The organism is Stappia sp. G46H5W (assembly GCF_058448995.1).
Window position 1 is genome coordinate 149799 of the sequence record NZ_JBZFLL010000007.1, and the last position, 21703, is coordinate 171501.

Genomic DNA, 21703 nt, shown 5'->3' on the forward strand with positions numbered 1-21703 from the left:
CCCGGAACGATAAAATTCGATGGATCGGCGGTGCTCAGGCGTTCAGCGTTTCGCACACGAGCGTGTCGGCAAGCGCTGCAATGGCGGAGGCCTCGGGCGAAGAGGATTGCGCACCGTTCGCCGTACAAGCCAGAGCCCCGGCGGCCGTGCCCTCCAGCAAGGCGCGGCCGATCTCGGCCCCTCGGTCGAGGGCTGCGGCAAGAGCACCGACGAAGGCATCGCCCGCACCGGTCGTGTCGACCACTTCGACGGCAGGCGCCGAAACCTGCCAGCGTGTCTTGCCCTTTTGCGCGATCAGCCCGCGCGCGCCCAGGGTGACGACGGCAAGACGCTCTTCGCCGGAAAGCGCTGCGCAATGCGCCTCAGGCACCGGCGTCTCGCCCGCGCCGAGCGCACCGGCGAGTTCGGCCGCCTCGACCGAATTGGCGACGACGACATCGACATCTGGCACCAGACGGGCAAGCTCCGCATCGCCGGAGGGAGCTGCATTGAGCAGCACACGCGCTCCGCACAGCCGCGCACGGGTGATGGCCTCGGCAATCGGCCCCGGGCTCAGCTCGCGCTGGAGAACCAGCAGATCGCCTCGCGCCAACCGGCCGTCCAGCCAATCCGCAACGACGCGGGCATTGACGCCGCTGGCGCACATGATGAGGTTCTCGCCCTTCGTATCGACCCCGATCATGGCGATGCCGGTGGTCCCGTCGAGATGGCGGACGCCGGTGAGATCGACCCCGGCGCGTTCGAGATTGGCGAGCGCGGCCTCGGCATGAGCGTCGTGGCCGACCGCGCCGATCATCCGGACCTGCGCCCCCGCGCGCGCTGCCGCCAGCGCCTGATTGGCGCCCTTGCCGCCGGCGAAGGTCTGGTGGTCGGGACCGACCACGGTTTCGCCCGGCGCGGGAAGGCGCGGCAGGGAGACGACGAGATCCAGGTTGATGGAGCCGAATACGGTGATCACGGGGCCTGCTCCTGCGGTCTGGCGGACGATAGCAACGTCTCTGGCGGGCTCAGATCCAGCCGCCGTCGACGATATAGGTCTGGTTGGTACAGGCGGCCGCCGCATCCGAGCAGAAGAACAGCACAACCCGAGCCACATCCGCCGGTACGAGCTTCCGCTTGAGGCATTGCCGTTCCATGATCTCGCGCTCGCCGGCCTCGTCGAGCCACAGGGCGATCTGGCGCTCGGTCATGATCCACCCCGGCGCGATACAGTTGACCCGAATGTTGTCCGGACCAAGATCGCGGGCGAGCGAACGCGTCAACCCGACGACGGCAGACTTGGCCGCCGTGTAGCCGGCCATGCCACCCTGCCCGATCATCCAGGAAATCGACCCCATGTTGACGATGGCGCCGCCGCCAAGCGCGCGCATGTCGCCCACCACCGCCTGGGAGCAGAAGAACTGGTGCTTGAGGTTCACCGCCATGCGGCTGTCCCAGTATTCGGGCGTTACCTCTTCCAGCCGGTGGCGCTCATCATGGGCCGCGTTGTTGACCAGGATGGAGATGGGGCCGAGCGCTTCGCGCAGCTCGGCGATTGCCGCGCGGGTCGCCTCGACATCGGTGAGATCGGCACGGACGAAGCGGACAGCTGCGCCGCCCCCTTCCAGTTCCGCAACGAGACGGCGGGACGCCTCCTCGCCGACGTCGATGAAGCCGACGCGGGCGCCCTGCGCGGCGAACTGGCGGACGATCTCGGCGCCGATGCCCCCGCCCCCGCCGGTCACCACTACGGTTCTGCCCTTCAGGTCCGGATAGACCGCCTCGGCTGTCATGTCGCTTCTCCCGTCAGCTCAAGACACCGGCGCCGCCGGGTTGCGGCGCTACTTGGTGCCGTACATGCGGTCTCCGGCATCGCCGAGACCGGGCACGATGTAGCCCTTCTCGTTCAGCCGCTCGTCGATGGCGGCAGTGAAGATCGGCACGTCCGGATGTGCGGCATTGAATTTTTCGATGCCTTCCGGCGCAGCCAGGAGACAGAGGAAACGCAGCTGAGTGGCGCCGCGTTCCTTCAGCCGCTGGACGGCGGCAATCGCCGAATTGGCCGTTGCCAGCATCGGATCGACGACGACCACGAGGCGCTCGGCGAGGTCTTCCGGCGCCTTGAAATAGTATTCGACCGGCTGCAGCGTCTTGGGGTCGCGGTACAGGCCGATATGGGCGACACGGGCAGCCGGCACCAGCTCCAGCATGCCTTCCAGCAACCCGTTGCCGGCGCGCAGGACCGAGGCGAAGACCAGCTTCTTGCCCTCGATGATCGGCGCGGACATGGTCTGCAGCGGGGTTTCGATCTCTACCGTGGTGATCGGCAGATCGCGGGTCACCTCATAGGTCAGCAGTACCGAGATTTCCCGCAACAGGCGGCGGAAGCCCTGGGTCGAGGTCTCCTTCATCCGCATGTGCGTCAGCTTGTGCTGCACCATCGGGTGATCGATTACGGTTGCTCCGCTCATCTCGCGCCTCTCCGCTCGCTCTGTTTGGAGGCCGCCGCCCCCGGAAAGCCCCCACCGGCTCCCTGTCCTGTCATAGATCAACCGGCGGGCAAGCGGAACAGGCGCAAGATCGCCGCATCCGTCCCGTCCACCGACTTCCCTTCTCAGATCCCGCCGCCGCGCAGACCCACGTGGTCCGACAGGCGCAGGACCAGCCCCCGTCGCGTGTCCTCGTCGCAGAACGCTGCAGCGATCGCATTGCGCGTGATCGCCAGAAGCTCGTCCTCGGGCCAGGCGAAGGTCTCGGCGCAGCTGCGATACTCATGTCCCAGCGTGGTCCCGAAGAACGGCGGGTCGTCGGAATTCAGCGTGATGCGGCAGCCGGCGCGGCGCAGCAGGTTGACCGGATGGAAGCGCAGGTTGGAATAGAGCCCGAGCGCCAGATTGGAGCCGGGGCAGACTTCAAGCACGATGCCTTCTTCCGCGATCCTCTCGACCACGGCCCGGTCTTCCACGGCGCGCACGCCATGGCCGATGCGCCGCACGCGCAGGAAATCGAGAGCGGCGGTCACGCTTTCCGGGCCGCAGACCTCGCCCGCGTGGGCGGTCAGGCCGAGCCCGGCCTCGCCGGCCATGCGGAAGGCGCGCGCGAAACTCGCTGCGTGGCCCTCGCGCTCATCGCCCGCAAGACCGAAACCGGTGACCAGCGGATGCGGAGCGGCGATGACCTGCCTCACCACCTGCTCGACCGCACCGGCCCCGAAATGGCGCACGCCGATGGCGATCATCCTCGCCTCGATGCCGGTATCGGCACGGGCCTGCTCAATGCCTTCGGCAAGGCCAGCGACATAGTCGCGATAGGACAGGCCCGCGCCGGCAGCATGGTCCGGCGAGATCGTCAGCTCGGCATAGATCGCCCCTTCCGCCGCCAGCATGCGCAGATAGGTACCGGACAGCAACGCATAGTCCTCCGGCGTGCGGAAGACCCGGCTCGCGCGGTCATAGGCTGCAAGAAACTGCGAGAAATCGCTCCACAGATAGCGGCCGCGCTCGTCGAAGAGCCCTTCGATATCCTGACCGTGGCGCTTGGCAAGGCGCCGCACGAGATCGGCGGGCGCGGCGCCCTCGACATGCACATGCAGCTCCGCCTTGGGGACCAGGGGCTGCGTGCTGGCGCTTGCCGGCATGCCTTAAAACCCACGCATCGGGTTTTCCGGTGCCCGCACCAGCCAGTTGTCGGGCGACCAGCGGGCGGCCCCGTCGACCAGATGCAGAGCATAGGCATGGCGCGAGCGCGGCGAACGGTTCGGCGCCGAGCGGTGCGGCACCAGGCCGTGCAGCACCACCAAAGTGCCCTTGGGGGCGACCAGCGGCACGTCGCCGGACAGCGGCGTATCGTCCAGCGGCTCCATCACCAGCGCCTCGCCGTCATAGTGGAAGCGCTGGCGCAGCGGCGCCAGATGCCCGCCCGGACCGCCGAGCAGGCCGCCATTGGTTTCGTCGGCGTCTTCCAGTGCGAACCAGAAGCCGGTGCAGGACAAAGGCTCCGTGTGCAGGAAGGTGGAATCCTGGTGGCAGTTGACCTCGCCGCCGATCTCCGGCGGCTTGAAGATATACATGGACTGGGCCAGCAGCGGCGCGGCAAGACCAAGACCCTCGGCCGTGCGGGCAAGCCGGGGATCGCGCGAGAACCGCTCGAACACCGGATCGAGATCATGCAGGGCGTGGCCGACCTTGTTCAGCGCCACATGCTTGTCGCGCTGCAGCCGGCCGTCCTCGTCGAAGGCCTCCTCCTCGAAGAAGAAGCGGATCTTGTCGCCGCTTTCGCGGAAATAACGGTCGCGGGCATGGCTCTGGGCGCCGGTCTCGAAGACCGAGGCATGCTCTTGGGGATCGAAGGCGTCGATCAGCTCGGACATGCGGGCCTTCAGCGCATCGCAGTCCTCCGCCGACTTGTAGCCGGTCAGCACGAGGAAGCCGTCCTGCGCATAGGCCTTCTGCATCTCCGGGGTCAGAACTCCGTCCCTCGGTGCGGAAAAGGACCGTGCGGTCATGCGCGTCTCCATTTCGGGGCATCGGCAATGCCGAGTCGGCCCCTTCAGTTTAGTGTGGTGAATTTGAAATACGCCTCGTTTTACGGCAACCGCCGGAGCGTATTTCAAATTCGAAAACCACAATAGAAACATAAACTTGCTAGTCACCCTTTTGAATCTGAAGTTCGTTGAGAGCTTGCTGCCAAATGTGACGAACTGCAGATTCGGGTGACCAGTGGGAGGGCGGGCTTCAGAGGAAGGACGTCCCGTGGTTTCCGGGCGCGATGCCCAGATGTGCCGCAATGCTCTCGCCGATATCGGCGAACGTGTCGCGAACGCCGATTTCCTTCGGCTCGCCCCCCTTGACGAGGCCGATCACCGGCACCCGCTCGCGGGTGTGGTCCGTGCCGCGCCACGTCGGATCGCAGCCGTGATCGGCGGTCAGGATCAGCAGGTCGTCCGGCCGCAGCCGCTCCAGCAGTTCCGGCAGCCTACGGTCCAGCGCCTCCAGCGCTGCCGCATAGCCCGGCACGTCGCGCCGGTGGCCGTAAAGACTGTCGAAGTCGATGTAGTTGGCGAAGACGAGATCGCCGTCGACGGCCTTGTCCATCGCCTCCAGCGTGCGATCGAACAACGCGTCGTTGCCGGCCGCCTTGAGAACTTCCGACACGCCCTGATGGGCGAAGATGTCGGAGACCTTGCCGACGGTCAGCGTCCGGCGTCCTTCCGCGACCGCACGGTCGAGCAAAGTCGGCTCCGGCGGCAGCACCGAATAGTCCCGCCGGTTGGCGGTGCGCTCGAAGCTGGAGGCGGCATCGCCGATGAAGGGCCGCGCGATCACCCGGCCGATATTGTAGGGATCGACCAGACGGCGCACCGTCTCGCAAAGACGATACAGCCGCTCAAGGCCGAAGTGTTCCTCGTGCGCGGCGATCTGGAAGACGGAGTCGGCGCTGGTGTAGCAGATCGGCTTGCCGGTGCGCACATGCTCCTCGCCGAGTTCGGCGATGATCACCGTGCCGGAGGCGTGGGTATCGCCCAGGATGCCCGGCACCCCGCCCTCGCGGATGATCGCCTGGGTCAGTTCGGCCGGAAAGGTCGGAACCGTATCCGGGAAATAGCCCCAGTCGAAGGCGACCGGCACACCGGCGATTTCCCAATGGCCGGACGGCGTGTCCTTGCCGCGCGAGGTCTCGCTCGCGGCGCCGAAGATGCCGACCGGCTCGACGGAGCCGTCCATGCCCTCCGGCACCTTGCCGGTAGCCAGTTGCGCCGCACGGGCGAGGCCGAGCGCCGTCATGTTGGGCAGGGACAGCGGACCGGAGCGCAGGCCCTCGCGGTCGCCTTGCCCACGCATGCAGGCGCTCGCGATGTGACCGAGCGTGTCGCCCCCCTCGTCGCCGAAGCGGGCAGCATCCGGCGCCCCGCCGATACCGAAACTGTCCAAGACGCACAGGATCGCGCGTGCCATGAGGTTTCCCCGTTTGTCGTTGCCGGGCGGTTGTGCCCCGCCCCATTGCAGTTCCGAAAACCCGGTTCCCGATCCGGGCCGCCGTCAAGCGGACGGCGCGATACGCTCCACGACGACGGGCCGATCTTCCACGTCGCGCGGCGAGCCGAGCCGATAGGCTGCGCGCACCGCCTCCGCCGCCCGGCGTGCCGAGACCTCGTCGGCGGCATGGACGATGGCAAGCGGCGCATCGCTGTCGGCCGAGTGGCCAATGCCGGCCAGATGAACCAGCCCCACCGCCGGATCGATCACGTCGCTGGCGCGGCGACGACCGCCGCCGAGTTCGACCACCGCAACGCCGATGGCGCGCGTGTCGACCCCGACAACCGTGCCCGGTTCCTGCGGATAGACCGGCAATTCCACGGGCGCTGCAGCCAGATAGGCTTCTGCCTTTTCCACGAAATCCGCCGGACCGCCGAGGGCCGAAACCATCCTGGCGAAGCGCTCGGCCGCCGCGCCGCTGGCGAAGGCCTCGCGCATCTTCTCGGCGCCCTCCCCGGCATCGGCGCAAAGACCGCCGAGAACAAGGGCTTCGGCACCAAGCGCCACCGTGACGTCGAACAGTCGGTTGTCGATCGCGCGGCCGGTCAGGAAGTCGACGGCATTGCGCATCTCGACCGCATTGCCGGCAGCCGAGGCCAGCGGCTCGTTCATGTCGGTGAGCAGCGCGCTGGTGCGGCAGCCGGCGCCATTTGCGACGGTCACCAGGCTTTCGGCCAGTGCCTTCGCCTCGTCGAACGTCGCCATGAACGCTCCCGTCCCCCACTTCACGTCGAGAACGAGGCCCTGCAGGCCGGCGGCGAGCTTCTTCGACAGGATCGAGGCGGTGATGAGGTCGAGGCTCTCGACCGTCCCCGTCACATCGCGAATGCCGTAGAAGCGCTTGTCGGCCGGGGCAAGATCCGGCGTCTGGCCGATCACGGCGCAGCCGACCTCGCGCACCACCTTGCGGAACAGCGCATTGTCGGGCTGCGTCTTGTAACCGGGGATGGCGTCGAACTTGTCGAGCGTGCCGCCGGTGTGACCGAGGCCGCGGCCGGAGATCATCGGCACCGCCGCCCCGCAGGCGGCAAGCGCCGGCGCCAGCATCAGGGAGACGTTGTCGCCGACACCGCCGGTCGAGTGCTTGTCTATGATCGGTGCGTCGATATCGGACCAATCGAGCACCGTGCCGCTGTCGCGCATCGCAAGTGTCAGCGCCACGCGCTCGTCCAGCGACAAGCCGCGAAAGAAGACGGCCATGGCGAGCGCCGCAACCTGTCCTTCCGACACGCTGTCGTCAGTCAGCCCCTTGACGAAGAAGGCGATTTCTTCCGGGGCGAGCGTGCCGCCGTCGCGCTTCTTGCGGATCAGTTCCTGCGCCAGCATGAGGTCAGTATCCCTTGGCGTTGGTCGGCTCGCGCCCGTCGAGCGCGGCAAGCAGGGCATCGAGCAGGCCGCTCGCGCCGAAGCGGAAATGCGAGGCGGCGACCCAGTTGGCCCCGAGAATGCGGTCGGCGATCGCGAGATAGGCGGCCGCATCCGCAACGGTGCGAATGCCGCCGGCCGGCTTGAAACCGATCTCCGGGCCGCCCTCGCGGCGGATCTCCTCGATCACGGTCAGCATGATCTCGGCCGTCTCCAGCGTGGCATTTACCTTCACCTTGCCGGTCGAGGTCTTGATGAAATCGGCGCCCGCCGAGATGGCAAGGAGCGAGGCCGCGTGGACGAGCAGCGGATCGCCGATCTCGCCGGTCTCCAGAATGACCTTCAGCAGCCGGTCACCGCAGGCCTCGCGCACCCTGGCGATCTGCGTCTCGGCAAAGCCGCGCCGGCCGGACACAAAGGCGCGGTACGGCATGACGAGGTCGATCTCGTCGGCGCCATCGGCGATCGCCTGCCGCGTCTCGGTAATGACGGCCAGCGTGTCGTCACCGCCTTGCGGAAAGTTGACGACGGTCGCAACGCGCACGCCGGAGCCGGCGAGCAGGCTCGCGGCCTGGGTCACGAAGCGCGGCCAGATGCAGACCGCCGCGACGGGACCATGGGGCGTGGCCGCCCGGGTGCAAAGCGCGTCGATGTCGGCGGTGGTGCAGGCCTCGTCCAGATTGGTCAGATCGACCAGCGGCAGCGCGCGCTGCGCCACCTCGGCAGGTGTCATGTCAGGCATTTCCAAGATCCTTGACGAAGCGACGTATCAACCGCTTCAGCGCGTCGACGGCCATCAGCGCCGTCGACTTGGTTTCCTCGTGCGACAGGCCGTGCGCCTGCAGGCCAGCGCCGTAGTTGGTGATGGTGGAGATCGCGGCAACGCGCAGGCCCAGATAGCGGGCGAGGATCACTTCCGGCACCGTCGACATGCCGACGGCGTCCGCTCCCAGCAGTTTCGCCATGCGGATTTCCGCCGGCGTCTCGAAGGAGGGGCCGGAAAACCACATGTAGACGCCTTCGCCCAGCGAAATCTCCTCTTCGGCAGCGAGCGCCCGCAAACGGGCGCGGAAGTCGGGATCGTAGGCAGCGCTCATGTCGAGAAAGCGGCGGTCGCTTTCCTCGCCGATCAAGGGGTTGAGGCCCGACCAGTTGATGTGGTCGCTGATCAGCATCGGCGTGCCGGGCGCAAACTCCTGGCGCAGGGACCCGGCCGCATTGGTCAGCAGCAGCGTGTCGCAGCCGAGCGCCTTCAGCGCCTCCAGAGGCGTGCGCATGACGTCCGCTCCCCCGCCCTCGTAGTAATGGGCGCGGCCGGACAGGACGACCACCGGCACATCGCCGAGGCGACCGGCGACCAGTTCGCTGCCATGGGAGGAAACCGAGGAGACGGGAAATCCGGGCAGCTTGGAATAGGGAATGCGCACGGCATCCTCTACCTCGTCGGCCAGTTGGCCGAGACCCGATCCCAACACCATTGCGACACGGTAGTCGCCGGGTCTTGCGGCGCGGACAATCTCCGCGCATTCCGGCCCGAAGCCGCTCATATGTCCCTCTCCTCGTCATTGAGAACGAACCGCGCCGGCAAGAGGTCCGCCATGGTCAGCGTACGGCGCAGCCCGGTGTCGTCGCAGATGTGAACCGGCACGTCGTCGCCGGCGAACTCGGCAAGTCTCTGGCGGCAACCACCGCAAGGGGTGCACAGCGCCGCCTTCGCGGTGACCAGCACCTCGACCACGTCGCCCGGCCGGCCGCCGGCGGACACCATCGCCCCGAGCGCGCTGGTTTCCGCGCACCAGCCTTCCGGGAAGCTGGCATTTTCCACGTTGCAGCCGGCGAAGATGCGTCCGTCGCGGGTGACAACGGCAGCGCCGACGCGAAAGCCGGAATATTTCGCATGCGCATTCTCTCGGGCCGCACTGGCGGCGGCGAACAATTCGTCGAAACGGCTCATGTCGTCCTCGTTGCCGTGGCTCAGCTGCGTTCCTTGACATAGGCGGTGCCGCCGGCGCGCGGCGGGACCGCCTTGCCGATGAAGCCGGCAAGCAGAACCACGGTCAGGATGTAGGGAAGGGCCTGGATCGCCTGCACCGGAACTTCGCCGATGCCGGGGACCTGTTGGCCCTGAAGGCGGATCGCCACGGCATCGAGGAAGCCGAAGAGCAGGCAGGCGAACATCACCGGCACCGGCTTCCACTTGGCGAAGATCAGGGCTGCCAGGGCGATGAAGCCCTTGCCGGCGGTCATGTTAGCGATGAAGCTCGCCGACTGGCCGATGGAGAGATAGGTGCCGGCGAAGCCGCACAGGATGCCCGTGCAGATCACGGCGCGATAGCGCAGCCAGGTAACGGAGATGCCGGCCGTGTCGACCGCGCCGGGGTTCTCGCCGACCGCGCGCAGGCGCAGTCCGAAGCGCGTGCGGTAGAGCACCCACCAGGAGAAGGGCACGGCGAGGAAGGCGGCGTAGACGAGGATGTTGTGGCCGGACAGAAGCTCCGAATAGAGCCCGCCGATCACCGGGACGTCGCGCAGCTCCGCCGCGAAGGGCCATGTGACGTCGCCGAAGCGGGCGTCCCCGCTCACCGCCGGCGTGCGCCCGCCCTGGCCGAACCAGGCCTGTCCGAGCAGGGCGGTCAGCCCCATCGCCAGGAAGTTGATGGCAACGCCGGAGACGATCTGGTTGCCGCGATTGGTGATGCAGGCAAAGCCGTGCACCAGCGCCAGCGCCACCGAAACCAGAATTCCGGCGCCAAGGCCGATCCAGGCAGACCCGCTGACCGCGGCCGCTGCGCCGGCAGCGAAGGCCGCGCCCAGCATCTTGCCCTCAAGGCCGATGTCGAAAATGCCGGACCGTTCCGAATACAGGCCGGCAAGGGCCGCAAGCAGCAGCGGCGTGGAAAGCCGGGCGGTGCTGTCGAGCACGAAGATCAGGGTTTCGAACATCTCTCCCCTCCCCTCACGCGGCCGGCGCCGGCCGGGCGGCCAGCACGCCGAAGATGCGAAGCAGCACCGGGCGGAACATGTGCTCCAGCGCCCCGGCGAACAGGATCACCAGCCCCTGGATGACAACGATCATGTCGCGGGTGATCGTCGGCATCTCGAAGGCCAGTTCCGCGCCGCCCTGATAGAGCATGCCGAACAGGATGGCGGCGAAGACGATGCCGATCGGATGTGCGCGGCCCATCAGTGCGACGGCGATGCCGACGAAGCCGTAGCCGGCCACGAACTCGATGAGCAACCGGTGCTGCGAGCCCATGATCTCGTTGATCGCCATCATGCCTGCGAGACCGCCCGACATGAGCATGGTGACGACGGTGATGCGCAGCGGCGAAATGCCGGCATAGACGGCCGCGACCGGGTTGGCGCCGAAGGTGCGGATCTCGTAGCCGAGCCGGGTGCGCCAGACGACGATCCAGACGAGCAGACAGGCGGCGAGCGCCAACAGGAAGGAGAGGTTCACCGGCGCGGATCCGAAGTCCGTTCCGGGCAGCACATCCTGCAGCAGCGGCAGGCGGCCGCCGCTTTCGAAAGTCCGTGTTTCCGGCTGCATGGATCCCCGCTTCGACAGCAGGTTGACCAGCAGGTAGACCATCATCGAGGCGGCGATGAAGTTGAACATGATCGTCGTGATGACGACATGGCTGCCGCGCTTGGCCTGCAGGAGCGCCGGGATGAAGGCCCAGGCCGCGCCGAAGGCGGCAGCGCCCAGCACCGCGAAGGGAAGCGTCACCCACCAGGGGACGTACCGGTCGAGCGCAAGACAGGCGAGGGCGACGCCGAGGCCGCCCAGATACGCCTGCCCCTCGCCGCCGATGTTGAACAGGCCCGCATGGAAGGCGATGGCCACCGCAAGGCCGGTGAAGATGAAGTTGGTCGCGTAGAACAGGGTGAAGCCGATGCCCTCGTTCCAGCCGAGAGAGCCCCACACCAGTACCTTGACCGCCTCGACCGGGTTCTCGCCGATCAGCAGCACCACCAGGCCCGAGACCAGAAAGGCAGCGGCGACATTGAGCGCCGGCATCAGCCCGTAGTCGACCCAGCGCGGAAGCTGTCCCGCCGTCATTCCGCCGCCTCCTGTCCGCTTGCACCCGCCATCAGCAGGCCCAGCTCGCTTTCTGCCGTCTCCGGTGCGCGCTCGCCGACCACCTGCCCGTCGAACATGACCAGCACCCGGTCTGCCAGCGCGCGGATCTCGTCGAGTTCGACCGACACCAGAAGGACACCCTTGCCCGCATCGCGCAGCGCGACGATGCGCTTGTGAATGAACTCGATGGCGCCGATGTCGACACCGCGCGTCGGCTGGCCGACAAGCAGAATGACCGGATCGCGCTCGATCTCGCGCGCCAGCACGATCTTCTGCTGGTTGCCGCCGGAGAAGTTGGCCGTCTTCAACATGCAGTCGGCCGGGCGGATGTCGTATTTCTCGATCTCGACCTTCGCCGCCTTGCGGATGCGGTCGAAATCGAGGAAGGGACCGCGCCCGTAGGACGGGTCGCGGTGATAGCCGAGAATGGCGTTCTCGCATTCGGGAAAGCGGGTCACCAGCCCCATGCGGTGGCGATCCTCGGGCACATGCGCGAGCCCGAGTTCACGCATGTCAGCAGGATTCTTGGTTCCGCGTGAAAGATCGACCCGCGTTCCGTCGACAGTGACGGTTCCCGAAGTCACGGCACGAATGCCGGCAATCGCCTCCAGCAGCTCGGACTGGCCGTTGCCGGAGACGCCGGCAATGCCGACGATCTCGCCGGCGCGCACCTCCAGCGAGACGTTGCGCACGACGTCCACGCCGCGCCCATCGCGCACCGTGAGGTTCTCCACCGTGAGCACCGGTCGTCCCGGTTCGGCCGGACCTTTCTCCACCTCCAGCAGCACGCGGCGGCCGACCATCAGTTCGGCAAGCTCGCCCATCGAAGTCTTCGAGGTCTGGCGGGTGGCGACGATCTCGCCGCGTCGCATAACCGAGACCTCGTCGGTCACCGCCATGATCTCCCGCAGCTTGTGGGTGATCAGCAGCACCGTCTTTCCCTCGTCGCGCAGCACGCGCAGGATCCGGAAGAGATGGTCGGCTTCCGCCGGGGTCAGGACGCCGGTCGGCTCGTCCAGGATCAGGATATCGGCACTGCGGAACAGCGCCTTGAGGATCTCCACCCGCTGCTGCAGGCCGACGGGAAGATCCTCGATCAGGGCGTCGGGATCGACCTTGAGATCGTAGTCGTCGGCAAGGCGCTTCAGCTCGGCCCGCGCCTTGGACACGCCGCCGGCGAGCAACGCCCCGCCTTCGGCGCCCAGAATGATGTTCTCCAGCACGGTGAAGTTCTCCACCAGCATGAAATGCTGATGGACCATGCCGATGCCCAGCGCGATCGCCGCCTGGCTGGAGGGAATCGAAACCGGCTTGCCGTCGACGCGGATCTCGCCGGAATCGGCGTGATAGAAGCCGTAGAGGATCGACATCAGCGTCGACTTGCCCGCGCCGTTCTCGCCGACGATGCCGTGGATCGAGCCTTTGCGGACCTTGAGATGGATGTCCTTGTTGGCGTGGACCTGTCCGAAGCGCTTGTCGACGCCGACGAGTTCGATGGCAAGCTGGTCGCTCACAGCGGGCACTCCCCCTCGCTGGCCGCGTCATGCACGATGATCGTGCCGTCTGCGATCCGTGCAGCTGCCTCGCCGGCCGCCGCCTCCATCTGCGCGGTCACGAGCGCGCGGTTGTTGTCGTCGATCACCCAGTCCATGCCGCCCTCCGCAAGGCCGAGCACCTCGATGCCGGCGCTCCACGTACCGGCCTTGGCATCGGCGAAATTGCGGTAGACCGCGACATCGACACGCTTGCGGATCGAGGTGAGGATCCGGCCCGGATAAAGGCCGTTCTGGTTGCTGTCGGTGCCGATGCCGAGAACCCCGGCATCGGCCACGGCCTGCAGAACCCCGATGCCGGTGCCGCCGGCTGCCTGAATGATCACATCGGCGCCGCGGTTGATCTGGCCGCGTGCAAGCTCTGCTCCGCGAGCCGGATCCGCAAAGGCTGCCGGCGTGTCGCCGGTCATGTTGAAGATAACGCGGATGTCGGGGGAGACTGAGGCCGCTCCCTGCCGGTAGCCGCAGAGAAACCGGCGGATGATCGGTATGTCCATGCCGCCGACGAAACCGATGGTCCCGGTCTTCGAAGCCATCGCCGCCAGCAGGCCGGCGATGTACGAGCCCTCATGCTCGCGAAAGACGACCGAGCGCACGTTGGGAGCCTCGACCACCATGTCGACGATGGAGAAATCCGTCTTCGGGAAGTCCTTCGCCGCCGACGCGACCGCAGCGGCCTGATTGTAGCCGATGGCAACGACCGGTTCGGCCCCGCGCGCGGCAAAGCCCCGCAGCGCCTGCAGGCTGTCGGCATCGCGGGCGATCTCGAAGTCCCGGTAGCTTTCGCCGGTGTCAGCGGAAAACCGCTCGGCACCGCGAAAGGCGGCCTCGTTGAACGAACCGTCGAACTTTCCGCCGACGGAATAGACCAGCGCCGGCTCGCCGAGGGCAGGCGCCACGGCAAGGCCGCCAACCAGGGCGAAGGCTGCAAGCGTCTTCACGATACGCGCCATGACCGCTGTCCCGCGTTGTCTGCCCTGCGGCTCAGGGCAACGCGCGCCGCGAGCCATGCCCGCGGCGCGCTTTCTCCCGTCAGAACGGGCAGCTCTCGCTCGCCATGTAGTCGTGGACGACGATCTTGCCGGAGATGATGTCGGCCTTGGCCTGGTCGACGGCCGCCTTCATCTCATCGGTGATCAGCGCCTTGTTGTTGTCGTCCAGCGCCCAGTCGACGCCATCCTCGGCAAGACCGAGCGAATAGACGCCCGAGGTCCACTTGCCGTCCTTGGCATCGGTGAAGGCCTTCTCGACCGCAACGTCGACGCGCTTCAGCATCGAGGTCAGCACCTTGCCCGGATGCACGGCGTTCTGGTTGCTGTCGACGCCGATGCCGAGCTTGCCGGCATCTGCGGCGGCCTGCAGCACACCCAGACCCGTGGCGCCGGCGGCGTGGTAGATCACGTCCGCGCCGCGGTCGATCTGCGACTTGGCGAGCTCGCCGCCCTTGACCGGATCGTTGAAGGCAGCACCCGTCGAGCCGGTCATGTTCTCGAAGATCTCGGCGTCGGCATCGGTTTCCTTGACGCCCTGCTTGTAGCCGCAGGCGAACTTGCGGATCAGCTGGATGTCCATGCCGCCGACGAAGCCGACCTTGCCGCTTTGCGAGGCCATCGCCGCCAGCTTGCCGACGATGTAGGAGCCCTCATGCTCCTTGAAGAGGATCGAGCGGACATTCGGCAGATCGACGACCATGTCGACGATGGCGAACTTGGTATCCGGGAACTCCTTGGCGACCTTCTCCAGCGCATTGGCATGCAGGAAGCCGATGGCGATCACCGGGTTGGCGCCACGGCGCGCGAAGTTGCGCAGCGCCTGTTCGCGCTGGCTGTCGTTCTGGATCTCGAAATCGCGATAGTCGATGCCGGTTTCGGCCTTGAACTTCTCGGCGCCGATGAAGGCCGCCTCGTTGAAGGACTTGTCGTTCTTGCCGCCCAGATCATAGACGACCGCCGGCTGGATATCCTGGGCCAGCGCCGTACCGGCGAGCAGGACTGCCGCTGCGGCCCCGAGGATCACGCTTTTCATCACCATGACTTACCTCCACCTGTTCTCCCGTCGGCGTCATGCCGAGCGGGCTTGTCTGGCTCCTTCCGCGACGGCCAGGGCCCGGCCCAGGCTCTCGTCGACGATCAGGTCCGTGATCAGCCCCGCGCGCAACGCCGCGCGCGTGGCCTCAAGCTTGCCGAGCCCGCCGGCGAGCGCGACGATGCGCGCGCCGCGAACGGCCTCGAAGGGCAGCCCGACGGCCTTGTCGCCGAGCTTGGCCGGCACAAGGCGCCCGTCGCGGCCGATGAAACGGCCCATCAGGTCGCAGACCGCGCCGGTCGCGATCAGGTCGCGCTGCTCCTCGCGCAAGATCAGGTCGCGGCTGATGAGATGCCCGTCATCCTCCACCGAGCCAATGCCGATGACGAAGAGATCGGAAGCGCGCGCACGCTCAAGAAGCGCCTGGACGCTGCGCTGGCCGAGAAACGTGTCGCGCTCCGCGACGGTCTCGGCGAGGTACGGCACGGGCAGATAGTAGCCTTCGCCGCCCGTGCGTTCGGCCAGTTGCTGGACGACGTCGAACGGGTTGGCGGAGAGCTTTCGCGTCAGCGAGCCGGAAATCGAAACGATGCTGAGATCCGGGCGCTGGATGCGCGGCATCATCTCCACCGCGGCCTTGAGCGTGCGCCCCATGCCGACGCCCAGCTGGACGAGCGAAGGATTGGCAAGCAGACTGGCAAGATGCGGGCCGGCCACCTCGGCGATGGCCCGGATCGCGGACGCATCGTCGCCGCCGCCGATATCGGGAGCAATCAGGCAGGAGGAGAGGCCATGGGCATCGACCAGCGCCGCCTCGATCTCCAGGCAGTCCGAGGGCCGGTCGGCGATCTGGAAGCGGACGAGCCCGGTCTTCTGGGCATGGGCGATGAGCCGGTGCACACGCGCTGTCGAGATGCCGAGACGCGCCGCGATCTCACCCTGCGTCGCTCCGCCGACGAAGGACATCCACGCGGCGCGGATCGCCATGTCTGTTGTCCAGTCGCCAGCCTGCATGCCCGTGTCCGTCGTCCCGCTTCAACAGGGACGGCCACCGCGCAGCGCATGCCGCGTCGGAACGAAACGCCGGACCCCTCACCCGTGGCTGAAAATTTCTTCAGCTCTTGAGATTTCTTTCAGCCAGACTGCATGAGCCCCCAGCCGAGGTCAAGCGCCTTCGCAAGAGAAGCTGGCGGAGCCCGGCAAATTTTGCCGACCGCCCGGCAGGAACTGCCCAGGTTTCTTGCAGATCGCCGCAGTTTGCCGAAAGGGCAGGCATCCTCCTTCCCCAAGCACGCTGCGGAATGCGGCCCGAGAATCGCCGGGTCGGTTTCTTAACCGGCTGATCGCCATGAGCTATTGGCAGGCGCACAGGGTGCCACTCGGGATCAGCCGCCGTCGGAGTGCCCTCGCTCGCACAGGTCTTTGCTTTCCGTAGCGTCTGGCACGGCTCTTGCTGATCTGTCCTTGTCGCCAGAGCGCCGGAAGGAGGCCGCAGGGGTGCGGTCGGGAGAGGGAACGGACGCAAGATAAGGCACGCAACGAGGAGCGTCTGACAAGGCGGGAGCCCTTCACCGGTTGAAGGAGTTTCGACCATGTGCGTGCCACGTCTCTCCCCGACGGCAGGACACAGCCTGCCTGACCGCATAGCCCGCTCGTGCCTTGCACTCGCCGGCTGGCTCTTCTCCGCCCTCGTCCTTGCCGGACTCTCGACCTTTTCGGCCGCAGCGGCCGGCAACGCCCCGCTGCTCGGCTATGGCTACGACCCTGATCGCGAGGTCGATGTCGAGCTGGTTCTGGCCGTCGACATCTCCCAGTCGATGGACAGGGAGGAGCAGGAGGTCCAGCGCGCCGGCTATGTCGCTGCCCTCACCTCCCCGCAGGTGATCGACGCGATCCGCTACGGCCCGACCGGCCGGATCGCGGTGACCTACATGGAATGGGGCGGCGCGGGCGAGCAGTTCATCGTCGCCGACTGGTCGGTGATCACCGACGCCCCTTCCGCGGCGGCTTTTGCCGCCAAGATCGCCGAGGCCCCGCTGCGCCAGCGCCAGCGCACCTCCATTGCTTCTGCCCTGTCGCAGGCAACCGCCATGGTCGCCGCCAACCGGTTCGAGGGCCTGCGCAAGGTCATCGACATTTCCGGGGACGGACCCAACAACCAGGGCGGCAAGGTCGCGCTGTTCCGCGACCAGGCCATCGCCGCCGGCATCACCATCAACGGACTTCCCTTGATGATGAAGTCCGAGCGCGATGCCTGGCAGTCCATGCTGAATGTCGACGCCTATTACGAGGACTGTGTGATCGGCGGCCCCGGCCACTTCTTCATCCCGGTGCGCTCGCGCGAGCAGTTTGCCGACGCCATCCGCATGAAGCTGGTTCTGGAGATCGCCGGCCTGATGCCGGAGACCGCGCTGGTGCACCGGGCGAGCGGACGCAAGCCGGTCAATTGCGGGCTCTACGATTGAGCCCCGCACTGTCCTGTTGGCAACGGCAGGCAGGGTGCCTTGCGGACGGGCCCGCAAGGAAAAGCCGGGCAGGACCGGCTTTCCACCCGGCGCGTAAGCGGGTACATCCTTGGAAAGGATACATATCCGCTTACGCACCTGACCTTGAAGAGCGAACAGGAACGCATTGACCGGACCCGCGAGCCCCCTGCCCGACACCCGTCCCGCCAAGCCCGCACTGGCGCTGGTCGCCCATGACGCGCGCAAGGACGAGATGGTCGCCTTCGCCAGGTCGCACGAGGACAAGCTCGGCTCCTTTCGCCTGGTCGCGACCGGCACCACCGGAGGCCGGATCCTCGAAGCCTGTCCCAGCCTGACCATCGAACGGCTGAAAAGCGGCCCGCTCGGCGGCGACCAGCAGATCGGCGCGATGATCGCCGAAGGACGGCTGCAAGGGCTGATCTTCCTCGTCGACCCGCTGTCGCCCATGCCGCACGATGTCGACGTCAAGGCGTTGATGCGCCTCGCCCTCGTCTACAACATCCCAATGGCGCTGAACCGGGCAACAGCAGATATCCTGCTGCGCTCGGCGCGCCTTGCCGGCCTGCCCACCACCTCGACAACTCCCGAGATCATACCCCAGGCGTGATGACCCTTTCCCCGCCCAGTCTCCGCGGTTTTCGCTTTCCCGTGCTGGTCGCCGACATCGGCGGGACCAATGCGCGCTTCGCGATGGTCACCGACACCCACGCGGCGACCAGGGTCTATGGCTCGGTGCCGACCGCCGGCTTTCCCGGCCTTGCCGAGGCCGCCATCGCCACGGTGCTGGACCACACCTCGGTGATGCCGCGTACCGCGGTGCTGGCGGTGGCGGGCCCGGTCACCGGCGACCGCATTCCCATGACCAATGCCGACTGGGTGATCGAACCGCTGGATCTGATCCGCCGGCTCGGCCTGGAAAGCGTCGTGGTGCTCAACGACTTCGAGGCGCAGGCGCTGGCCCTGCCGGGACTGGAGGGCGACGACGTCCGCCAGATCGGCGGCGGGACGGCACAGGCGAACGGAGCCAAGGTAGTTCTCGGCCCCGGCACGGGCCTCGGTGCGGCTGCGATGATCCACACCGCAGGCACCTGGATCCCGATCCCCGGCGAAGGCGGACACATGGAGCTCGGCCCCGTCTCCAAGACCGACTACCGGGTATGGCCGCATATCGAGCGGCAGGAGGGGCGGATCGGCGCCGAACGCATCATCAGCGGGGCCGGCTTGCTTCGGTTGTCGCGGGCCGTTGCATCGGAAGCGGGGACCGAGCGCGCCTTCGAGCGCCCGCGCGACGTGACCGAGGCCGCCGATGCCGGCGACGAGATCGCCCTGCGCACGATGGACATCTTCGTGCGGGCGCTCGGCCGGGTTGCCGGCGACTTCGCCCTCACCTTCCTGGCGCGCGGCGGCGTCTTTCTCGGCGGCGGCATTCCCGGCCGCATCGACACCTACCTGGCCCATCCCGCCTTTCGAGCCTCCTTCGAGGCAAAGGCCCCGCATTCCGCGCTGCTCGCCACGATCCCGACCTTCCTGATCCGCCACAGCAATCCGGCGCTGGAGGGCCTTGCAAGCTTTGCCCGCACCCCGACGCTCTTTGCGGTGGAGCTTGAGGGCCGGCACTGGAGCCTCGGCGGCGCAACAGGCCCTGCCGCGACCCCAGAATGAGCGAGACTGCCGCAACGCGCCCGCCGCTTCCCATCGATGCGGTGCTGCCGGACCTGCTCGCCGCGCTGGAGACGCATACTGCCTGCGTGCTGGTGGCCGAACCCGGCGCAGGCAAGACCACGGTCGTGCCGCTGGCCCTGCTCGACGCCAAATGGCGCGGCGACGGACGCATCATCGTGCTGGAGCCGCGGCGGCTCGCGGCCCGCGCGGCGGCTGCCCGCATGGCCTCGCTGCTCGGTGAGGAGGTCGGCGGGCGCGTTGGCCTCCGGGTGCGGCTGGAGACGAAAGTCTCGGCCCGCACGCGCATCGAAGTGGTCACCGAGGGCGTCTTCACCCGGATGATCCTCGAGGACCCCGAGCTTTCGGGCATTGCCTGCATTCTCTTCGACGAGTTCCACGAGCGGTCTCTGGACGGCGATCTCGGCCTTGCCCTGGCGCTCGACGCCCAAGGGGCCCTGCGCGAGGACCTGCGCATCGTGCCGATGTCCGCGACCATCGATGCGGCATGCGTTGCCAGCCATCTCGGCGGTGCGCCGGTGATTCATTGCAAGGGACGCAGCTTTCCGGTCGAGACCCGCTATCTCGGGCGCGACGGCGACCGCGACATCGCAGCTCAAGTGGCATCTGCGGTGCGCAAGGCGCTGGCGGAAGAGACCGGCTCGATCCTCGCCTTCCTGCCCGGGCAGGGCGAGATCCGCCGTGCCGCCGACATGCTCGGCCCGCAACTGCCGGCCGATGCCGACCTTGCCCCGCTCTACGGCGCCCTCACCGGCGCCGAACAGAATGCCGCCATTCGCCCGGCGGCAAACGGCCGGCGCAAGGTGGTGCTCGCCACCTCCATCGCCCAGACTTCGCTGACCATTGAGGGCGTGCGCGTCGTCATCGACAGCGGCCTCGCCCGCGTGCCGGTCCATGAGCCGGCAACCGGTCTGACAAGGCTCGCCACCGTGCGGGCCTCGCGCGCCGCCGCCGACCAGCGGCGCGGCCGCGCCGGGCGCATGGAGCCGGGCATCTGCTATCGGCTCTGGGACGAGGCACAGACCGCATCGCTGCCGGCAGACGACAGGCCTGAGATCCTGGAGGCCGACCTTTCCAGCCTGGCGCTCGACCTGGCCGCATGGGGCGTGAGCGATCCGGCGGCCCTGCGCTTTCCCGACCAGCCGCCGGCGGCCGCCTGGAGCGAGGCGGCCACCCTGTTGCAGCGGTTGGAAGCGCTCGACGGCACGGGACGGCTGACGGCGGAGGGCGAGCGCATGCGCGCCCTGCCCCTGGCGCCTCGGCTTGCCCATATGCTGGTGCGGGCGGGCGAAACCGGGAACGGCCGGATTGCTTGCGAGATTGCGGCCCTCCTCTCCGAACAGGGGCTCGGCGGGCGCTCGGCGGATCTGCGCCACCGCCTTATGGATTTTCGCCGCGCCCGCGATCCGCGTAGCACGGCCGCCCGCGGCATGGCCCAGCGCTGGCAGTCGTTGATCGCCAAGGGATCGAAGGCAAAAGCGGAGCCGTCGGCGGCAGGCGACACGGAAGCGGCAGGCAGGCTGCTGGCGCTTGCCTATCCCGACCGGGTGGCACAGGCACAGGACGGGCGCGGCGGCTTCCGCATGGCCAATGGCCGGGGCGGCCGCGTCGACGAGGCCGATCCGCTGGCCCGCGAGCCGTTTCTCGTCGTCGCCGACCTGCAGGGCAATGCCGCGCGCGGACGCATCCTTCTCGCCGCCCCGATCTCGCGCGAGGAGATCGAACAGCTTTTTGCCGGCGAGATCGAGGACGAGGTGCAGGTCGCCTGCGAGGCTTCCGGCTCTGTCAGGGCGCGGCGGTTGCGCCGCTATCGCCGGCTGGTGCTGCGCGAGGCTGTCGAACCCAATCCCGATCCGGAAGCCGTCGCCTCAGCTCTCCTTGCCTTCCTCAAGGCGCGCAGCGCGCGCGCCCTGCCCTGGAGCAAGGCCCAGGCGGCCCTGCGCGCCCGGGTCGTGACCTTGCGCGGACTGCTGCCGGCCGCCGAAGCCGAGGCCTGGCCGGACCTTGGCGACGATGCCTTGAGCGAAACCATGGACGCGTGGCTCGGCCCCTATCTCGCAGGGGTGCGCAGCGCATCGGCGCTCGATGCGGAGCTCCTCGGCAATGCACTCGCGGCCCTGCTGCCGCAACACCGGCTGGGTGAACTTGACCGGCTGTTGCCGAGCCATTTCTCCGCGCCCTCGGGATCGCATGTTCCGATAGACTACGACCGCGAGGAAGGGCCGACTCTGCCCATCCGGGTGCAGGAGCTTTTCGGCCTCGACCGGCATCCGGCGATTGCGGGAGGCAGCGTGCCGCTGATCCTGGAACTGCTGTCGCCGGCCCACCGGCCGATCCAGATCACCCGCGACCTGCCCGGCTTCTGGCGCGGATCCTGGGCGGCGGTGAAGGCGGAGATGAAGGGCCGCTACCCCAAGCATCCCTGGCCGGACGACCCGCTGTCGGCGGCCGCGACCAACCGGGCCAAACCGCGCAAGTAGCGCGAGCCTGACCCGG

At 67.6% G+C, this 21703-nt stretch carries 20 protein-coding genes; 4 read left to right on the forward strand and 16 right to left on the reverse strand.

All coding sequences use genetic code 11. From position 1 onward, the window contains the following. Positions 1-34 precede the first annotated feature (34 nt). The 16 genes from ACVJ6E_RS21480 to ACVJ6E_RS21555 form a co-directional block, all read right to left on the reverse strand. Positions 35-958, reverse strand: coding sequence for a ribokinase (locus ACVJ6E_RS21480; protein ID WP_120268431.1), 924 nt, complete (start codon positions 956-958; stop codon positions 35-37). A 49-nt stretch (positions 959-1007) separates the two neighbouring features. After that, a complete protein-coding gene (locus ACVJ6E_RS21485; RefSeq protein ID WP_120268430.1) occupies positions 1008-1772 on the reverse strand; it encodes an SDR family oxidoreductase in 765 nt (254 codons plus the stop codon). A gap of 48 nt (positions 1773-1820) precedes the next feature. Then, complete coding sequence (upp, locus tag ACVJ6E_RS21490; protein WP_067220079.1) at positions 1821-2450, reverse strand: uracil phosphoribosyltransferase; 630 nt, start codon at positions 2448-2450, stop codon at positions 1821-1823. Between the two features lie 143 nt (positions 2451-2593). Further along, the gene (locus tag ACVJ6E_RS21495; RefSeq protein ID WP_120268429.1) at positions 2594-3616 is read right to left on the reverse strand and encodes an adenosine deaminase; all 1023 of its coding nucleotides are present in this window, start codon (positions 3614-3616) and stop codon (positions 2594-2596) included. Between the two features lie 3 nt (positions 3617-3619). Continuing rightward, positions 3620-4483: a phytanoyl-CoA dioxygenase family protein gene (locus tag ACVJ6E_RS21500; RefSeq protein WP_120269204.1), complete on the reverse strand. Its 864-nt coding sequence runs from the start codon at positions 4481-4483 to the stop codon at positions 3620-3622. A 229-nt stretch (positions 4484-4712) separates the two neighbouring features. Further along, complete coding sequence (locus ACVJ6E_RS21505) at positions 4713-5933, reverse strand: phosphopentomutase (protein ID WP_120268428.1); 1221 nt, start codon at positions 5931-5933, stop codon at positions 4713-4715. A gap of 84 nt (positions 5934-6017) precedes the next feature. Continuing rightward, the gene (gene deoA / locus ACVJ6E_RS21510; RefSeq protein ID WP_120268427.1) at positions 6018-7340 is read right to left on the reverse strand and encodes a thymidine phosphorylase; all 1323 of its coding nucleotides are present in this window, start codon (positions 7338-7340) and stop codon (positions 6018-6020) included. Between the two features lie 4 nt (positions 7341-7344). Then, positions 7345-8121 carry a deoxyribose-phosphate aldolase gene (deoC, locus tag ACVJ6E_RS21515; RefSeq protein WP_120268426.1) on the reverse strand — a complete coding sequence of 259 codons (777 nt, stop codon included), beginning with the start codon at positions 8119-8121 and terminating at the stop codon, positions 7345-7347. After that, a complete protein-coding gene (locus tag ACVJ6E_RS21520) occupies positions 8114-8926 on the reverse strand; it encodes a purine-nucleoside phosphorylase (protein WP_120268425.1) in 813 nt (270 codons plus the stop codon). The genes deoC and ACVJ6E_RS21520 overlap by 8 nt, the downstream gene beginning before the upstream one ends. Next, positions 8923-9333, reverse strand: a complete 411-nt coding sequence (cdd, locus tag ACVJ6E_RS21525; protein ID WP_120268424.1) for a cytidine deaminase — start codon at positions 9331-9333, stop codon at positions 8923-8925. Before cdd ends, ACVJ6E_RS21520 begins: the two co-directional genes overlap by 4 nt. A gap of 20 nt (positions 9334-9353) precedes the next feature. Next, entirely contained in the window at positions 9354-10322 is a 969-nt protein-coding gene (locus ACVJ6E_RS21530; protein ID WP_120268423.1) for an ABC transporter permease, read from the reverse strand. A gap of 13 nt (positions 10323-10335) precedes the next feature. Beyond that, positions 10336-11442: an ABC transporter permease gene (locus ACVJ6E_RS21535; protein ID WP_120268422.1), complete on the reverse strand. Its 1107-nt coding sequence runs from the start codon at positions 11440-11442 to the stop codon at positions 10336-10338. After that, positions 11439-12977, reverse strand: a complete 1539-nt coding sequence (locus ACVJ6E_RS21540) for an ABC transporter ATP-binding protein (protein WP_120268421.1) — start codon at positions 12975-12977, stop codon at positions 11439-11441. The genes ACVJ6E_RS21535 and ACVJ6E_RS21540 overlap by 4 nt, the downstream gene beginning before the upstream one ends. Beyond that, a complete protein-coding gene (locus ACVJ6E_RS21545) occupies positions 12974-13969 on the reverse strand; it encodes a BMP family ABC transporter substrate-binding protein (protein ID WP_120268420.1) in 996 nt (331 codons plus the stop codon). The genes ACVJ6E_RS21540 and ACVJ6E_RS21545 overlap by 4 nt, the downstream gene beginning before the upstream one ends. Before the next feature lie 79 nt (positions 13970-14048). Continuing rightward, positions 14049-15041 (reverse strand): BMP family ABC transporter substrate-binding protein, encoded by a 993-nt coding sequence (locus ACVJ6E_RS21550; RefSeq protein ID WP_120269203.1) that lies wholly within the window; start codon positions 15039-15041, stop codon positions 14049-14051. Between the two features lie 36 nt (positions 15042-15077). After that, on the reverse strand, positions 15078-16055 hold the full coding sequence (locus ACVJ6E_RS21555; RefSeq protein WP_208996679.1) for a sugar-binding domain-containing protein: 978 nt from the start codon (positions 16053-16055) through the stop codon (positions 15078-15080). A gap of 578 nt (positions 16056-16633) precedes the next feature. On the opposite strand from ACVJ6E_RS21555, the gene ACVJ6E_RS21560 reads away from it, so the two are divergent. The 4 genes from ACVJ6E_RS21560 (at position 16634) to hrpB (ending at position 21687) form a co-directional block, all read left to right on the forward strand. Continuing rightward, complete coding sequence (locus tag ACVJ6E_RS21560) at positions 16634-17506, forward strand: DUF1194 domain-containing protein (protein WP_120268418.1); 873 nt, start codon at positions 16634-16636, stop codon at positions 17504-17506. 217 nt (positions 17507-17723) lie between these two features. Continuing rightward, positions 17724-18134 (forward strand): methylglyoxal synthase, encoded by a 411-nt coding sequence (locus ACVJ6E_RS21565; protein WP_280176077.1) that lies wholly within the window; start codon positions 17724-17726, stop codon positions 18132-18134. After that, entirely contained in the window at positions 18134-19189 is a 1056-nt protein-coding gene (glk, locus tag ACVJ6E_RS21570; protein ID WP_120268417.1) for a glucokinase, read from the forward strand. The genes ACVJ6E_RS21565 and glk overlap by 1 nt, the downstream gene beginning before the upstream one ends. Next, positions 19186-21687 carry an ATP-dependent helicase HrpB gene (hrpB, locus tag ACVJ6E_RS21575; RefSeq protein WP_120268416.1) on the forward strand — a complete coding sequence of 834 codons (2502 nt, stop codon included), beginning with the start codon at positions 19186-19188 and terminating at the stop codon, positions 21685-21687. Before glk ends, hrpB begins: the two co-directional genes overlap by 4 nt. The last annotated feature ends 16 nt before the right edge of the window (positions 21688-21703 follow it).

Excerpts from the sequence above, each read along its gene's own strand:
- deoA (WP_120268427.1), bottom strand. The coding sequence starts at position 7,340 with ATGCTGGCGCAGGAACTGATCCGCAAGAAGCGCGACGGCGGCACGCTC.
- hrpB (WP_120268416.1), top strand. The coding sequence starts at position 19,186 with ATGAGCGAGACTGCCGCAACGCGCCCGCCGCTTCCCATCGATGCGGTG.
- ACVJ6E_RS21505 (WP_120268428.1), bottom strand. The coding sequence starts at position 5,933 with ATGGCACGCGCGATCCTGTGCGTCTTGGACAGTTTCGGTATCGGCGGG.
- upp (WP_067220079.1), bottom strand. The coding sequence starts at position 2,450 with ATGAGCGGAGCAACCGTAATCGATCACCCGATGGTGCAGCACAAGCTG.
- ACVJ6E_RS21555 (WP_208996679.1), bottom strand. The coding sequence starts at position 16,055 with ATGCAGGCTGGCGACTGGACAACAGACATGGCGATCCGCGCCGCGTGG.
- ACVJ6E_RS21535 (WP_120268422.1), bottom strand. The coding sequence starts at position 11,442 with ATGACGGCGGGACAGCTTCCGCGCTGGGTCGACTACGGGCTGATGCCG.
- ACVJ6E_RS21520 (WP_120268425.1), bottom strand. The coding sequence starts at position 8,926 with ATGAGCGGCTTCGGGCCGGAATGCGCGGAGATTGTCCGCGCCGCAAGA.
- ACVJ6E_RS21530 (WP_120268423.1), bottom strand. The coding sequence starts at position 10,322 with ATGTTCGAAACCCTGATCTTCGTGCTCGACAGCACCGCCCGGCTTTCC.
- glk (WP_120268417.1), top strand. The coding sequence starts at position 18,134 with ATGACCCTTTCCCCGCCCAGTCTCCGCGGTTTTCGCTTTCCCGTGCTG.
- cdd (WP_120268424.1), bottom strand. The coding sequence starts at position 9,333 with ATGAGCCGTTTCGACGAATTGTTCGCCGCCGCCAGTGCGGCCCGAGAG.
- ACVJ6E_RS21560 (WP_120268418.1), top strand. The coding sequence starts at position 16,634 with ATGTGCGTGCCACGTCTCTCCCCGACGGCAGGACACAGCCTGCCTGAC.
- ACVJ6E_RS21485 (WP_120268430.1), bottom strand. The coding sequence starts at position 1,772 with ATGACAGCCGAGGCGGTCTATCCGGACCTGAAGGGCAGAACCGTAGTG.
- deoC (WP_120268426.1), bottom strand. The coding sequence starts at position 8,121 with ATGCCTGACATGACACCTGCCGAGGTGGCGCAGCGCGCGCTGCCGCTG.
- ACVJ6E_RS21545 (WP_120268420.1), bottom strand. The coding sequence starts at position 13,969 with ATGGCGCGTATCGTGAAGACGCTTGCAGCCTTCGCCCTGGTTGGCGGC.
- ACVJ6E_RS21495 (WP_120268429.1), bottom strand. The coding sequence starts at position 3,616 with ATGCCGGCAAGCGCCAGCACGCAGCCCCTGGTCCCCAAGGCGGAGCTG.
- ACVJ6E_RS21550 (WP_120269203.1), bottom strand. The coding sequence starts at position 15,041 with ATGAAAAGCGTGATCCTCGGGGCCGCAGCGGCAGTCCTGCTCGCCGGT.
- ACVJ6E_RS21500 (WP_120269204.1), bottom strand. The coding sequence starts at position 4,483 with ATGACCGCACGGTCCTTTTCCGCACCGAGGGACGGAGTTCTGACCCCG.